This is a genomic window from Mesorhizobium sp. M0208 (assembly GCF_040322015.1).
Lineage (GTDB): Bacteria > Pseudomonadota > Alphaproteobacteria > Rhizobiales > Rhizobiaceae > Mesorhizobium.
In genome coordinates this window covers 89,252-103,038 of record NZ_JAMYSP010000003.1, presented here as the reverse complement: position 1 = coordinate 103,038, position 13,787 = coordinate 89,252, and the positions used below count along the sequence as shown (strand labels likewise).

Sequence of the window (13,787 nt, the reverse complement as noted above, 5' to 3'; positions counted from 1 at the left end):
ATGTTCCTCCCCTTCTTCCTTGAACTGAAAGCCGCGCGCGTTCCGGTCTCGCTCCGCGAATATCTGTCGCTGCTGGAGGGGCTGGAAGCCGGGCTGGTCGACTATGATGTCGAGGGCTTTTACTATCTCGCCCGCGCCGCTCTGGTGAAGGACGAGCGCCACATCGACCGCTTCGACCAGGTCTTTTCGCACGTCTTCAGAGGTGTCGAGGCGCTGGCTGGCGAAAACGCGGTCGATGTCGCAAACATCCCGGAGGAATGGCTGCGGAGGCTCGCTGAAAAGCACCTGACCGATGAGGAGAAAAAACTGGTCGAGGCGCTGGGTGGCTTCGAAAAGCTGATGGAGACGCTGAAGAAACGACTGGAGGAACAAAAGGGCCGGCATCAGGGCGGTTCGAAATGGATCGGCACCGCCAGCACCTCGCCCTTCGGCGCCTATGGCTACAATCCCGAAGGCGTGCGCATCGGCCAGCACGGAAGCCGCAACCGCCGCGCGGTAAAAGTCTGGGACAGGCGCGAGTTCAGGAATTTCGACGATTCCGTCGAGCTCGGCACCCGCAACATCAAGGTCGCGCTGAAGCGGTTGCGCCGCTGGGTGCGCGAAGGCGCCGAAGAGGAGTTCGACCTGCCCGGCACCATCCACGCCACCGCCGAGCGCGGCTATCTTGACATCAAGACACAACCCGAACGTCGCAATGCCGTGAAGCTGCTGATGTTCTTCGATGTCGGCGGCTCGATGGACGACCATGTCAGGAGTGTCGAGGAGCTGTTTTCGGCCGCCCGCGCCGAGTTCCGCCAGCTCGAATATTTCTATTTCCACAACTGCCTCTACGAAGGCGTGTGGAAGGATAATCGCCGCCGCCATGCCGAGGTGATTCCGACGTCCGACCTCCTCCATAAATATGGCCCCGACTACAAGGTGATCGTCGTCGGTGACGCCTCGATGAGCCCCTATGAGATCGCCCATCCCGGCGGCTCGGTCGAGCATTGGAACAAGGAGGCCGGTGCCGTCTGGCTCGGCAGGCTGCTGCAGCAATGGCCGAACGCCATTTGGCTCAATCCGGAAGACGCGAAGAACTGGAGCTATACCCATTCCATTGCCATGATCCGCGATATCTTTGGCGGCCGCATGTTTCCGCTGACGCTCGCCGGCCTCGAAGCCGCGACGAAGCAACTTTCAAGGAAGCACTGAATGGATGCGCGCAAAACAGGAGGGTCGACCTGTTTCCTTTGCCTGCAATGCGGTGTCCAGTTCGCGGCGACAGCGACGCCGCCGCAACATTGCCCGATCTGCGAAGACGAGCGGCAGTATGTGCGCTGGGAGGGCCAGGCCTGGACCACGCCGGAAGAGCTCGCGGCCGGGCATCGGGTCGTGGTGAGGGACGACGCCGGCGTGCTCGCCTTCGGCATAGAGCCGCGCTTCGCCATCGGCCAGCGGGCGTTGCTGGCGCAAACGCCGCACGGCAACATGCTGTGGGACTGCATCTCGATGGTCAGCGACGAGGCGGTGGCCGAGATCAACCGCCGGGGCGGCCTGGCCGCCATCGCCATTTCGCATTGCCATTATTATTCGGCAATGGTCGAGTGGAGCGAGGCGTTTGGCGGCGTGCCGATTTATCTGCATGCCGATGATCGTCAGTGGATCATGCGGCCGCATCCGGCGATCATCAGCTGGGAAGGCGAAACGCGCGCCATAAACCCGTCGCTGACGCTCATCCGCTGCGGCGGCCACTTTGCCGGTGGCCAGGTGCTGCACTGGAAGCGCGACGGCGGCAATGCCATGCTGGCCGGCGACATCCTGCAGGTGACGCCTACGCGCCGTCATGTCAGCTTCATGTACAGCTACCCGAACTATATCCCGCTCAACGCGACGAAAGTGCTCGGCATCAAGGCCGCGCTGGAGCCTTTCACGTTCGACCATATCTACGGCGCATGGTGGAACCAGAATGTCATCGGAGACGCAAAGGCGGCATTTTCAGCATCGGTTGGGCGCTATCTCGCGGCCATCGCCTGAGGAATTCGTCGCAGCAGGATAGGAAATACGAGCAAACGCCGTAACAAATGCCTATTTCAGGCGAAGTTGGGAAGGCAACCCAAATAGCGACATAAGCTAAGAGGAAAAAATGGACAGCCACACCTACCCCGTTACCCGCACCGATGCCGAATGGCGCGCCCGGCTGACGCCCGAGCAATATGCGGTGATGCGCAACCACGGCACCGAACGGCCGGGAAGCTGCGCCCTGCTGCACGAGAAGCGCGCCGGCACCTTCTCCTGCGTCGGCTGCGACCAGCGCTTGTTTGAATCCAAGCTGAAATTCGAGAGCGGCACCGGCTGGCCGAGCTTCAACGATCCCGTGCCGGGCTCGGTCGAGACCACCGTCGACCGCAGCTACGGCATGGTCCGTACCGAGTGCCATTGCGCCCGCTGCGGCAGCCATCTCGGCCATGTCTTCGACGACGGCCCGCCGCCGACCGGCCTGCGCTATTGCATCAACGGCGTGGCGCTCAAATTCGAGCCGGCCGCCTGACCGTCAGGCCACAACCACCAGGATCAGCCACAACGTGGCGCCAAGCGTCATCAGCGAGGCCTTGGCGCCACTCGATTTTCCGGCAGTTCGCCAAACGGCAAAGGTCAGGAAGATATTATAGGGCACCGGCGCGAAATGCACCGCCAGGACTAGCGCAAGCGGCAGCTTCAGCCCAAGCAGAATGAGCGCCGCCACCGACAACGCGACGTTGATCGCTGTGCCGACAACGACCATATCGCGCCAGAACAGCCGATCGAGCGGCACGCCGCCCAGCCAGCGTGAGCGGAAGAAGGCGGCAACGCGCGACATGATCGTCATCGATCGACCGGCTCCCTTGCTCTGCTCACCAGAGCGATTCTAAGGATTGCGTCTGGAAATTCTGCTTTATTCCTGACCCAGAACTTCGGCAATCGCGCGCTCGAAACGTGAGGCTTCCGTCACCAGCCAGTCGGTCATCGCCGGCCAATTGTCTTCGGCAAAACAATTCACCCGCCACATCGAATTGATGCCGAGGCCGTCGCAACTTTGTTCTGGCCTGAGCTTCAGCCTGTCTTCGATGGCCGGCTGGAACGGCTTCAACCGTGACCAGGCTTGCGTGGCACCGAGCTTCTCGTTGCGGCCGAAGAAGACGCCGACATGATTGTGCGCAGGCGCGACATACATGGAAATGACCAATGCGAAGTCGGGCAGCCCACGCTGCCAGAACCACGGTCCGCGCCTCGCCAGCAGAGCCCTTTCATCCGGATGCCGTTCCGCGAACAGCGTCCAGAAGCTGCGTTGGCGGAATTCAGAGGCGCGGCGGGCGCCAAAATCGAATTCGCTCATGGTTCGATGCTCGCTCCAGCATCAGGCCGAGGTTGTTTCGAAATTCGCTCTGGCGAGTCATATGGCGGTGGTTTCGAAAACCGGAGCGCGGCGGACTTTAGGTCCGTGAGCGCTGGAAGCGCAGAAAACACCATCGGATTGCCGCCGGAGTAGAATTTCCAGACAGTCTCTACACCATTCCAAGCGCGGCCTTGTAGAGGTCGAGAATGGATTCCTCTTCCTGCCGCTCGGCCTGGTCTTTCTTGCGCAGCCGGATGATCGACCGCATCGCCTTGGTGTCGAAGCCGGTGCCCTTGGCCTCTGCAAACACTTCCTTGATGTCGTCGGCAATCGTCTTCTTCTCTTCCTCGAGCCGCTCGATGCGTTCGATGAAGGCGCGCAGCTGGCCGGCGGCAACAGTCTGGCTGGTCTCGGTGATGTCGTCGGCCATATTCTTCTCTCCGCGTCGTTTCTCGCCGCGACTCGGGGTAACCCGAGCGGCGAATTGCAGCGGTTCGATGCCCGACCGGGCGCGGCGGGTCAAGGTGCTATCGATGCGGCATGAAGGGGTTGGGCACGCCTTAAGGTGTGTTGAGATTCAGGTCAGGCCGAGCCGAAAACGATGGCTGCCGAGAACCGGAGCGGAGCGTACCTGAGTACGTGAGCACCGGTAGCGCAGGAAGCCGGCGTTTGCAGGCCGGCATCACCTGAATATCAGCCCACCTTACCCGAATGCGATCAGCAGATCCTTGGCATCGATCTGGTCGCCGGCCTTGACCAGCACCTCGGCAATGGTGCCGTCGCGTTCGGCATGCAACGCCGTTTCCATTTTCATCGCTTCGATCGACAGCAGCACGTCACCGGCCTTTACCGCCTGGCCGGCAGCGACCGCAAGCGCCGAGACGACGCCCGGCATCGGCGCGCCGACATGCGCCTCATTGCCCGGCTCCGCCTTGCGTCGTACCTTGGCAGCAGAGGCGCCATGCGCCCGGTCCGGCACCTTCACCCGGCGCGGCTGCCCGTTGAGCTCGAAGAACACGGTGACCATGCCCTTTTCGTCGACATCGCCCATGGCAAGGCAGCGCACCACCAGCGTCTTGCCTTTTTCGATATCGACGAAAATCTCGTCTTCCGGCTTCATGCCGTAGAAATAGGTCGGCGTTGGCAGCACGCTGACCGGACCGTAGGTCTCCTGCGCGGCGGCAAAATCGGAAAACACCTTCGGATACATCAGCCACGACGCGAACTCGAACTCACTGAGCTTGCGCTCGAGTTTTTCCTCGACCTCCGTGCGACTGGCCTTGAGGTCCGCCGGTTTGAGCAGCGAACCCGGCCGCACCGTGATCGGCTTTTCGCCCTTCAGCACCTTCTTCTGCAATGGCTTTGGCCAGCCGCCCGGCGACTGGCCGAGATCGCCGCGCAACATCGACACCACCGAATCCGGGAAGGCGATGTCCCGCGCCGGATTCTCGACATCGGCGACGGTCAGGTCCTGGCTGACCATCATCAGCGCCATGTCGCCGACGACCTTGGACGACGGCGTCACCTTGACGATGTCGCCGAACATCAGATTGACGTCGTGATAGGTCTGCGCCACCTCGTGCCAGCGTGTCTCCAGCCCGAGCGAGCGCGCCTGTTCCTTGAGGTTGGTGAACTGACCGCCCGGCATTTCGTGCAGATAGACCTCCGATGCCGGCCCCTTCAGGTCGCTTTCGAAGGCTGCATATTGGTTGCGCACCGCCTCCCAGTAGAACGAGATGTGCCTGATCCATTGCGGGTCGAGACCCGGGTCGCGCTCGGTGCCTTTCAGCGCCTCGACGATCGAACCCAGGCACGGCTGCGAGGTGTTGCCCGATAGCGAATCCATCGCCGCGTCGATGGCGTCGACGCCGCTCTCCACCGCCGCCAGCACGGTTGCCGCCGACAGGCCGGATGTGTCGTGGGTGTGGAAGTGGATCGGCAGGTCCGTCGCCTCGCGCAGCGCCTTGAACAGCACGCGGGCCGCCGCCGGTTTCAAAAGCCCGGCCATATCCTTGACGGCGATGATATGGGCGCCTGCCGACTGCAATTCCCTGGCCAGGCCGACATAATATTTCAGATCGTATTTGGCCCGCGCCGGATCGAGTATGTCACCGGTATAGCAGATCGCCGCTTCGATCAGTCTGCCCTCGGCACCGACCGCATCCATGGCCACACGCATGTTCTCGACCCAGTTCAGGCAGTCGAAGACGCGGAACAGGTCAATGCCGCCGGCAGCGGCCTGGCGGACGAAATGCTGGACGACGTTATCGGGATAGTTGGTATAGCCAACGCCATTGGCGCCGCGCAGAAGCATCTGCAGCAGAAGGTTGGGTGCTGCCTCGCGCACTTTGCTCAGCCGCTCCCATGGGTCCTCGGTGAGAAAGCGCATGGCGACGTCGAATGTGGCGCCGCCCCAGCATTCGAGCGACAAAAGCTGCGGCAGAGCACGCGCATAGGTGCCGGCAATTCCGGCGATGTCATAGGTGCGCACACGCGTCGCGAGCAAGGATTGATGCCCGTCGCGCATTGTCGTGTCGGTGACCAGCACCTCTTTTTGCTCGCGCATCCACGCGGCGAATTTCTCCGGCCCGAGCACGTCGAACTTCTGCTTGCTGCCTTGAGGCACATTGCCGTTGAGATATGGCACCACCGGCGGCGCCGCATCGGCCTTTGGCTGCGGCCGGCCGCGCGTCTCGGGATGGCCATTGACCGAAACATCGGCAAGATAGTTGAGCAGCTTGGTCGCGCGGTCCTGCCGCTTCACACTGGCGAACAGTTCCGGCGTCGTGTCGATGAACTTGGTGGTATAGGAATTGTCGGCGAAGCTCGGGTGATTGATGATCGCCTCGAGGAAGGTGAGATTGGTCGCCACGCCGCGGATACGGAATTCGCGCAGCGCCCGGTTCATGCGGGCAATGGTCTCGGCCGGCGTCGGCGCCCACGCCGTCACCTTTTCCAGCAGCGGATCGTAGAAGCGGGTGATCACCGCGCCCGAATAGGCGGTGCCCCCATCAAGGCGGATGCCGAAGCCGGTGGCACCGCGATAGGCGGTGATGCGGCCATAATCGGGGATGAAATTATGTTCGGGATCTTCCGTGGTGATGCGGCACTGCAGGGCGTGACCGTTGAGCCTGATGTCCTTTTGCGCCGGCACGCCCGATTCCGCCGTGCCGATGGCAAAGCCGTCGAGGATATGGATCTGCGCCTTGACGATGTCGATGCCGGTCACCTGTTCGGTGACGGTGTGCTCGACCTGGATGCGCGGATTGACCTCGATGAAATAGAATTTTCCGGTGTCGGCATCCTGCAGGAACTCGACCGTGCCGGCGCCGATATAGCTGGTTTGGCGCGCAATTCTCAGCGCGTAGCCGCAAAGCTCTTCGCGTTGTGACATTTCCAGATACGGCGCCGGCGCCCGCTCGACGACCTTCTGGTTGCGGCGCTGGATCGAACAGTCGCGCTCGAACAGGTGCACGGCGTTGCCTTGGCGGTCGCCCAGCACCTGCACCTCGACATGGCGGGCGCGCTCGATCAGCTTCTCGAGATAGACCTCGTCCTTGCCGAAAGCCGCCTTCGCCTCACGCTTGCCCTCCATGACCTCGCGGGCGAGATCGGCCTCGGAGCGGATGGCGCGCATGCCGCGGCCGCCGCCGCCCCAGGATGCCTTGAGCATCACCGGGTAGCCGATCGTCCTGGCGAGTTCCCTTACCGCCGCCATGTCGTCCGGCAAGGGATCGGTAGCGGGAATTACCGGCACGCCGACTTCGATCGCGAGATTGCGCGCGGCGACCTTGTTGCCCAGCCTGCGCATCGTATCGGGGTTTGGCCCGATGAAGATGATGCCGGCCCTGGCGCAGGCCTCGGCGAATTCCGGGCTCTCCGACAGCAGCCCGTAACCCGGATGGATGGCGTCGGCGCCCGAAAGCCTGGCGACGCGGATAACCTCCTCGATCGACAGATAGCTTTCGATCGGCCCCATATCCCTGGCCAGATGCGGCCCGCGCCCGACCTGGTAACTTTCGTCGGCCTTGAAGCGATGCAGGGAGTATTTGTCCTCCTCTGCCCAGATCGCCACGGTTTTAAGGCCGAGCTCATTGGCCGCGCGGAAGACGCGGATGGCTATTTCGGAGCGGTTGGCGACAAGGATCTTCGAGATTGCCAAGGACAGGGCTCCGGACGCGGGGAAGGGAACTGCCGGACATGATTAGCGCGAAAATGCTGCAGTGCAAACAAAATCGAAAAGAGGGATTAAACCGATTTAGTATGATCTAGTGTCGACCCGGACAACGCCTGGGGCAGTCCGGATCCAGGCATTTGGGAAACCCCCATGAAAAATGCCCGGCGCGAGGCGCCGGGCATTCTCATACAGCAACGTCCGGTTATTTGCCGGGTTCGTTCTCGACATAGGTGTACTTGCCGTCGTCACCCTTCTTCCAGGTGTACATGACGTAGTCCGGACGGGTGATATCGCCCTTTGCATCGTAGCCGATCTCGCCGATCGCAGTCTTCCAGGGGCCGGCCGACTTGATGGTCTCGGCTACCTTCTGAGCGTCATCGGCTGAGCCGGTCTTGGTGATGGCGGCCGCGATGATTTCCATCGCTGCGTAGGAGTAGAGGGTATAGGCCTCAGGCTCGAAGCCGGCCGCACGGAACTTCTCGACGAGTTCCTTGGCGTTCGGATTCTTGCGCGGATCCGGAGCGAACGTCATCAGCGTGCCCTCGACGGCGTCGCCGGCGATGGAGGCCAATTCGTTCGACACGATGCCGTCGCCGGACATGAAGGTTGCCTTGAGGCCCTGGTCGGCGAGCTGGCGTATGATCAGGCCGGCTTCGGTGTGCAGGCCGCCATAGTAGACGACCGAGACGCCCGCATCCTTCATCTTGGCGATGAGGGCCGAGAAATCCTTGTCGCCGACATTGATGCCTTCATACATGGCCTCAGTCACGCCGTTGGCTGCGAGCGCCTTCTTCGTTTCGTCGGCGAGGCCCTGGCCATAAGGCGTCTTGTCATGGATGACAGCGATCTTGGCATCCTTGAAGTTCGCGGCGAGATAGTCGCCAGCGACCTTGCCCTGCTGATCGTCGCGTCCGCAGGTGCGGAAGGTGTTCCACATGCCACGTTCGGTGAACTTCGGATTGGTCGCGGCCGGCGTGATCTCAAGGATACCGTTCTCGGCGTAGACTTCCGACGCCGGGATCGAGACGCCGGAGTTGAAGTGGCCATCGACGTACTTGACGCCGTCGGCGACGAACTTGTTGGCGACCGAGATGCCTTGCTTGGGATCGGAGACGTCGTCGCCGACTTCAAGCTTGAGCTGCTGGCCAAGAACGCCGCCCGCCGCATTGATATCGGCGACCGCCTGTTCGGCACCCTTCTGAAGCTGGGCACCGAACGCTGCGTTCGGACCGGTGATCGGACCGGCAACGCCGATCAGGATGTCAGCCCACGCGTTGCCGCTGAACGCGACAAGCGCGGTCAGGGCGACGGCGGACAAAAGTGACTTTTTCATTGAAACGCTCCCATTTACCGAGTGGGCGTGGATGTTGCTTTCATGCGATGCCCACCCTTGCTCGCAGAAAGAGTACTTTGCCGATTTTCAGGCACTTGTCACGCCGATTCATCCCTGAAACGCCGTTAATGATAAATGTCAACCTTTCGGTTTCCAGCTCAAAAGAGAGGCTCTTTCGTAAAGCCAATTATACTGCGTTACCATCTGGTTCGTGCGCGTGTATTGGTAGCCAATGAAGCCCAATATCATCAGCACGATGGTATCGACCACGTAGTAATGCAGCGAAAACATCGTTCCGCCGAACAGCGCATGATGGATGAATCTTACGCCGATGCCGAGCCCCAGCATATAGGCGAATAGCTGGACGAAGCTGCGCCATGTTTGGGCACACGCCTTGCCCGTCATCCAGGCCGCCCAGCCGCCGAGCAGGCAGGTGACGAAAAAGAACTGCCAAATCGAGGGTTCCTCATAAAGAATGCCCTGCATGATGAAGACTCCTGAAACTCAGTGATGGCCGCCCTCGAGATAGGCGGCGCGCACTTCCGGATTGGCGAGCAGTTCCTTGCCGGTGCCGCTCATCGTCACATTGCCGTTGACCATGACATAGCCGCGCGTGGCGAGCTTCAGTGCGCCGAAGGCGTTCTGCTCGACCAGGAACACGGTCAGTCCCTGCGTGCGGTTCAGCTCGCGAATGGCGTCGAATATCTGCTTGACGATCAGCGGCGCTAGGCCTAGCGACGGCTCATCCAGCAAGAGCAGCTTCGGCCTTGCCATCAGCGCGCGGCCGATCGACAGCATCTGCTGCTCGCCGCCCGAAAGCGTGCCGCCACGTTGGCTGACGCGTTCCTTGAGCCGCGGGAACAGCGTAAAGACCCTTTCGACATCCTCGTCGTAATGCTTGAGACCGTCGAGGCTGGCGCCCATCTGCAGGTTTTCCATCACCGTCATGCGCGGAAAGATGCGCCGGCCCTCTGGCGACTGCGCGATACGCATGCGCGCGATCTCGTGGGTTGGCATCTGGGTGATATCGGTGCCGGCGAAGGTGATAGTGCCGGCACGAGCGCGCGGAGCACCGAAGATGGTCATCATCAGTGTCGATTTGCCGGCGCCGTTGGCGCCGATCAGCGCCACGATCTCGCCCTGTTTGACGGTGACGTCGACGCCGTTCAGCGCCCTGATGTTGCCGTAGTAGGTCTGGACGCCCTTGATATCGAGCAGCGTTGTGCCGGCCATTATTTCCGCCCCCCACGCCGATTAGAGGTGCCGAGAGTTTTCGACTTCGCCGGAGCCTTGCCCGGCTTTGCCGTGGAAGATTTCGCGGCCGATTTGGCTTTGGCCGGCGATCCGGACTTTGCAGCAGCAGCGCTCGACCTTGCATCGATCTGCCCGGCCTTCGAAGCGCCCTTTGACACTGTGACGCGTTCGCCCTCGCTATGGCCGACCGTATCGGCCACCGGTCCGGCGAGATAGGAAGACGATGTGCCCGGTCCATGCGCGGCATCCGGACCCGTATCCAGTTGCTCGATGACGTCCTCGTCGCCGACTTCGGTCAGTACCGTCTCGACGTCCTCGTCTTCGACGCCGAGATAGGCGGCGATGACGCGCGGGTCGGTTCGCACCGATTGCGGGTTGCCGTCGGAGATCTTGCGCCCGTATTCGAGGACGACGACATGGTCTGAAATCTGCATGACCACCGCCATGTCGTGCTCGATCAAAAGGATCGAGGTGCCGGTGTTGTCCTTGATGTCCATCAGCAGCGCATTGAGCGCCGCCGATTCCTTCGGATTAAGGCCGGCGGCCGGCTCGTCGAGGCACAAAAGCTCAGGGCCGGTGCACATGGCGCGAGCAATTTCGAGCCGTCGCTGCGCGCCATATGGCAGATCGCCGGCAGGATCGTCGGCGCGGTCGACGAGATCGGCCTTCTCCAGCCAGTGCTCGGCGAGTTCAACCGATTCCGCCGAAGCCTGTCTGTATCCGCTATAGCCGAACAGGCCGAGAATGGTATAGCCGGACGCCTTCATCAGCTTGTTGTGCTGGGCCACCAGCAGGTTCTCCAGCAGCGTCATGCCCGAGAACAGGCGGATGTTCTGGAAGGTGCGCGCCACCTTGGCCCGCGCCGGGATCTCATGGTTCGGCAGGCGTTCGAGCAGGAAGGTCGAGCCGTCGCGCCGGTTGAGCGTGATCATGCCTTCCGACGGCTTGTAGAAACCGGTGATGCAATTGAACACGGTGGTCTTGCCGGCGCCGTTGGGGCCGATCAGCGCGGTGATCTCGCCACGTTTGGCCTGGAATGACAAATCGCCGATGGCGATGAGACCGCCGAACTTCATCGACAGATGCTCGACCTGCAGGATGGCATCGTTCACGGAGGGGCTCGCGTTCATCAGCCGTGTCCCTCCTTGGTGAAGGACCCGGACACCGCCCTGCGCACCTTGAGGAAGGCTGTCGGCTCGCGGCTGCCGACGAAGCCACGCGGCTTCCACAGCATGACGATGACCATGGCCATGCCGAACAACAGCATGCGATAAAGCTCCGGCGTGAAGTCGGGGCCGAACCCGGGTATGACCTTGATGTTGCCCCAACTCAGGCCGGTCTTGAGGAAATCCAGTTCGCGCAGGATTTCGGTGCCGCCGATCATCACCATGGCGGCGACGGCAATACCGACCAGCGAGCCCATGCCGCCAAGCACGACGATGGCAAGGATGATCGCCGATTCCAGGAAGACGAAGGATTCCGGGCTGACGAAGCCTTGCCGCGCGGCGAAGAACGAGCCGGCAAAGCCGCCGAACATCGCGCCCGTGGCAAAGGCCGTGAGCTTGGTGGTGGTGGTGTTGATGCCGAGCGAGCGGCAGGCGATCTCGTCCTCGCGCAGCGCTTCCCAGGCGCGGCCGACCGGCAGGCGCCTGAGCCTCACCGTGACGAAAGCGGTCAGCAGGCAGAGTCCAAGGATCAGGTAGTAGAGGAAGATCTTGTAGTAGGCACCGGACTGCGCGATGCCAAGCACCTTGGAGATGTAGTTCGGGTCGGAGACGTTGAACGACATCAGGCCGAAGAACGAGACCTTCGGGATGCCGGAAATCCCGGCCGAGCCGTTGGTCACTTCGCGCCAGTTGATAATCACCAGCCTTATGATCTCGCCGAAAGCGAGCGTCACGATCGCCAGATAGTCACCGCGCAGGCGCAACACAGGGAAGCCCAGCATCACGCCCCAGAATGCAGCCATCAGGCCGGCGGCGGGCAGTAGGATCCAGAAGGAAAGGCCGTAATGCGTGCCGAGCAACGCATAGGCATAGGCACCGACGGCGTAGAAGGCGACATAGCCTAGGTCCAGCAGGCCGGCCAAGCCAATAACGATATTCAACCCCCAGGCCAGCATCACGTAGATCAGGATCTGGATGCCGAAATTGTCGACATACTTCAGCGAACCCTGGAAACCGGCCGCCATGGACCCGGCATATAGCGCCAGCACCAACACCACGATAATCGGGTAGAGCGCCAGTGCGGTTATGCCCAATGCCGAGAAATGAGAATGAATGAAGGCCCGGAACCGATATATCAGCCAGGCTAGCGCATAGATGATTGCAAGTGCCCGCAGGAACCGCACAAAATCGGAAAGTTCCGGCCCTAAAGCCTCGGTCAGGAAGCCCCTGAGCGCGAGCAGAATAACGGCGACGGCGAGCGCCACGATGAACGCGGGAAGGCGGAAGAATCGCGAAGCCAGGCTGACCGGCAGCAGGCCGGTAGCGACGTCGACGATCTTCTGGTTCGCCAGGAAGGGCTGGCCATAGGCGACATAAAGGAAGCGTCCGGCCATGGTGGCGATCACGACGCCGGCGAGCAAGCCCCAGCGCTGCACCAGGATCAGTTCGTTGGAGATGTTCTGGTCGGTCTTCAGGCCGATGAACAGCACGAACAGGCCAAGCGAGATGGCGCCGGCATAGAGCGCTTCGCGAAAAGCGCGCTGGACCGGGGTGGCGACGACGGTGCTTTCCGGAGACACGGTAACCGCCATGATCTCAGACCTTTTCGACTTCTGGCCGGCCGAGAATGCCGGAAGGCAGGAAGATCAGCACGATCGCCAGGATGGAGAAGGCGGCGACGTCCTTGTAGTCGATCGAGAAATAAGCCGACCACATGCTTTCGATGAAGCCAATCATCAGGCCGCCGAGCACGGCGCCGGGCAGTGAGCCGATACCGCCGAGCACCGCGGCAGTAAACGCCTTCACACCCGGCGTAAAACCGTCGGAAAACACCACCACGCCGTAATACATCAGGAACAACGTGCCGGCGACGGCGGCGAGGGCGGCGCCCATGATGAAGGTGATCGAGATGGTGCGATCGACGTCGACGCCGAGCAGTGCGGCCATCTTGCGATCCTGCTCGCAGGCGCGCTGCGCCCGGCCGAGCGAGGTCTTGTTGACCAGGTACCAGAACACCGCGAGCAGGACTATGGTGACCAGGACGATGATGATCTGCTTCAGCGAGACGCTGATGCCTTCGATGTTGTAGACCGTGGACACCATTGGCGGGACCGGCTTGTTGCGCGGCCCTTGCGTCACCTGGACGAAATTGGACAGCGCAATCGACATGCCGATCGCAGTGATCAGCGGCGCCAGCCGGAATGAACCACGCAAAGGCCGGTAGGCCACCTTCTCGATCGTCCAATTATACAGGCTGGTCAGCAGCATCGCGACGATCATCATGATCAGCAGCGCAACGACGATCGGCAGCGAATAGAACAACGCACCGAGGATAAGGAAAACGATGAGTGCGGTGAAAGCGCCGATCATGAAAATGTCGCCATGGGCGAAATTGATCATGCCGATGATGCCGTAGACCATCGTATAGCCGATCGCTATCAGCCCATAGATCGATCCCAGCGTCAGCCCGTTGATAAGCTGCTGGACAAAATACTGCATGCTGTC

The 13,787-nt window shown here is 61.6% G+C and carries 12 protein-coding genes and 1 pseudogene; 3 read left to right on the top strand and 10 right to left on the bottom strand.

Features of this window, described 5'->3' with window-relative positions; genetic code table 11:
• From NKJ17_RS04240 to msrB, 3 genes are all read left to right on the top strand, one after another.
• Positions 1–1,191, top strand: a complete 1,191-nt coding sequence (locus NKJ17_RS04240) for a vWA domain-containing protein (RefSeq protein WP_352687153.1) — start codon at positions 1–3, stop codon at positions 1,189–1,191.
• Positions 1,192–2,013, top strand: a complete 822-nt coding sequence (locus NKJ17_RS04235) for an MBL fold metallo-hydrolase (protein ID WP_352687150.1) — start codon at positions 1,192–1,194, stop codon at positions 2,011–2,013. It abuts the gene before it with no gap.
• A gap of 109 nt (positions 2,014–2,122) precedes the next feature.
• A complete protein-coding gene (gene msrB, locus NKJ17_RS04230) occupies positions 2,123–2,527 on the top strand; it encodes a peptide-methionine (R)-S-oxide reductase MsrB (RefSeq protein ID WP_352504922.1) in 405 nt (134 codons plus the stop codon).
• 3 nt (positions 2,528–2,530) lie between these two features.
• On the opposite strand, the gene NKJ17_RS04225 is transcribed toward msrB, so the two are convergent.
• From NKJ17_RS04225 to NKJ17_RS04180, 10 genes and pseudogenes are all read right to left on the bottom strand, one after another.
• Positions 2,531–2,845, bottom strand: a complete 315-nt coding sequence (locus NKJ17_RS04225; RefSeq protein ID WP_254816425.1) for a hypothetical protein — start codon at positions 2,843–2,845, stop codon at positions 2,531–2,533.
• 66 nt (positions 2,846–2,911) lie between these two features.
• On the bottom strand, positions 2,912–3,352 hold the full coding sequence (locus NKJ17_RS04220; RefSeq protein WP_254816424.1) for a DUF4268 domain-containing protein: 441 nt from the start codon (positions 3,350–3,352) through the stop codon (positions 2,912–2,914).
• Between the two features lie 169 nt (positions 3,353–3,521).
• Entirely contained in the window at positions 3,522–3,782 is a 261-nt protein-coding gene (locus tag NKJ17_RS04215; RefSeq protein WP_023719653.1) for a DUF2312 domain-containing protein, read from the bottom strand.
• A gap of 273 nt (positions 3,783–4,055) precedes the next feature.
• Entirely contained in the window at positions 4,056–7,514 is a 3,459-nt protein-coding gene (pyc, locus tag NKJ17_RS04210; RefSeq protein ID WP_352687147.1) for a pyruvate carboxylase, read from the bottom strand.
• A gap of 217 nt (positions 7,515–7,731) precedes the next feature.
• Positions 7,732–8,862: a branched-chain amino acid ABC transporter substrate-binding protein gene (locus NKJ17_RS04205; RefSeq protein WP_254816422.1), complete on the bottom strand. Its 1,131-nt coding sequence runs from the start codon at positions 8,860–8,862 to the stop codon at positions 7,732–7,734.
• Positions 8,863–9,000: 138 nt separating this feature from the next.
• The gene (locus tag NKJ17_RS04200; RefSeq protein WP_352687144.1) at positions 9,001–9,348 is read right to left on the bottom strand and encodes a DUF6867 family protein; all 348 of its coding nucleotides are present in this window, start codon (positions 9,346–9,348) and stop codon (positions 9,001–9,003) included.
• A gap of 18 nt (positions 9,349–9,366) precedes the next feature.
• Positions 9,367–10,095: an ABC transporter ATP-binding protein gene (locus NKJ17_RS04195; protein ID WP_352504920.1), complete on the bottom strand. Its 729-nt coding sequence runs from the start codon at positions 10,093–10,095 to the stop codon at positions 9,367–9,369.
• Between the two features lie 8 nt (positions 10,096–10,103).
• Positions 10,104–11,246: pseudogene (locus NKJ17_RS04190) on the bottom strand (ABC transporter ATP-binding protein); the annotation flags it as partial.
• On the bottom strand, positions 11,246–12,874 hold the full coding sequence (gene livM / locus NKJ17_RS04185; protein ID WP_352504918.1) for a high-affinity branched-chain amino acid ABC transporter permease LivM: 1,629 nt from the start codon (positions 12,872–12,874) through the stop codon (positions 11,246–11,248). The pseudogene NKJ17_RS04190 and the gene livM, both read right to left, overlap by 1 nt.
• A 4-nt stretch (positions 12,875–12,878) precedes the next feature.
• Positions 12,879–13,781 carry a branched-chain amino acid ABC transporter permease gene (locus NKJ17_RS04180; protein ID WP_254816418.1) on the bottom strand — a complete coding sequence of 301 codons (903 nt, stop codon included), beginning with the start codon at positions 13,779–13,781 and terminating at the stop codon, positions 12,879–12,881.
• Positions 13,782–13,787: the final 6 nt, after the last annotated feature.

Bases quoted from the DNA above. Each gene is read 5' to 3' on its own strand.
- NKJ17_RS04240 (WP_352687153.1), top strand. From the start codon at position 1: ATGTTCCTCCCCTTCTTCCTTGAACTGAAAGCCGCGCGCGTTCCGGTC.
- NKJ17_RS04235 (WP_352687150.1), top strand. From the start codon at position 1,192: ATGGATGCGCGCAAAACAGGAGGGTCGACCTGTTTCCTTTGCCTGCAA.
- msrB (WP_352504922.1), top strand. From the start codon at position 2,123: ATGGACAGCCACACCTACCCCGTTACCCGCACCGATGCCGAATGGCGC.
- NKJ17_RS04225 (WP_254816425.1), bottom strand. From the start codon at position 2,845: ATGACGATCATGTCGCGCGTTGCCGCCTTCTTCCGCTCACGCTGGCTG.
- NKJ17_RS04220 (WP_254816424.1), bottom strand. From the start codon at position 3,352: ATGAGCGAATTCGATTTTGGCGCCCGCCGCGCCTCTGAATTCCGCCAA.
- NKJ17_RS04215 (WP_023719653.1), bottom strand. From the start codon at position 3,782: ATGGCCGACGACATCACCGAGACCAGCCAGACTGTTGCCGCCGGCCAG.
- NKJ17_RS04205 (WP_254816422.1), bottom strand. From the start codon at position 8,862: ATGAAAAAGTCACTTTTGTCCGCCGTCGCCCTGACCGCGCTTGTCGCG.
- NKJ17_RS04200 (WP_352687144.1), bottom strand. From the start codon at position 9,348: ATGCAGGGCATTCTTTATGAGGAACCCTCGATTTGGCAGTTCTTTTTC.
- NKJ17_RS04195 (WP_352504920.1), bottom strand. From the start codon at position 10,095: ATGGCCGGCACAACGCTGCTCGATATCAAGGGCGTCCAGACCTACTAC.
- livM (WP_352504918.1), bottom strand. From the start codon at position 12,874: ATGGCGGTTACCGTGTCTCCGGAAAGCACCGTCGTCGCCACCCCGGTC.
- NKJ17_RS04180 (WP_254816418.1), bottom strand. From the start codon at position 13,781: ATGCAGTATTTTGTCCAGCAGCTTATCAACGGGCTGACGCTGGGATCG.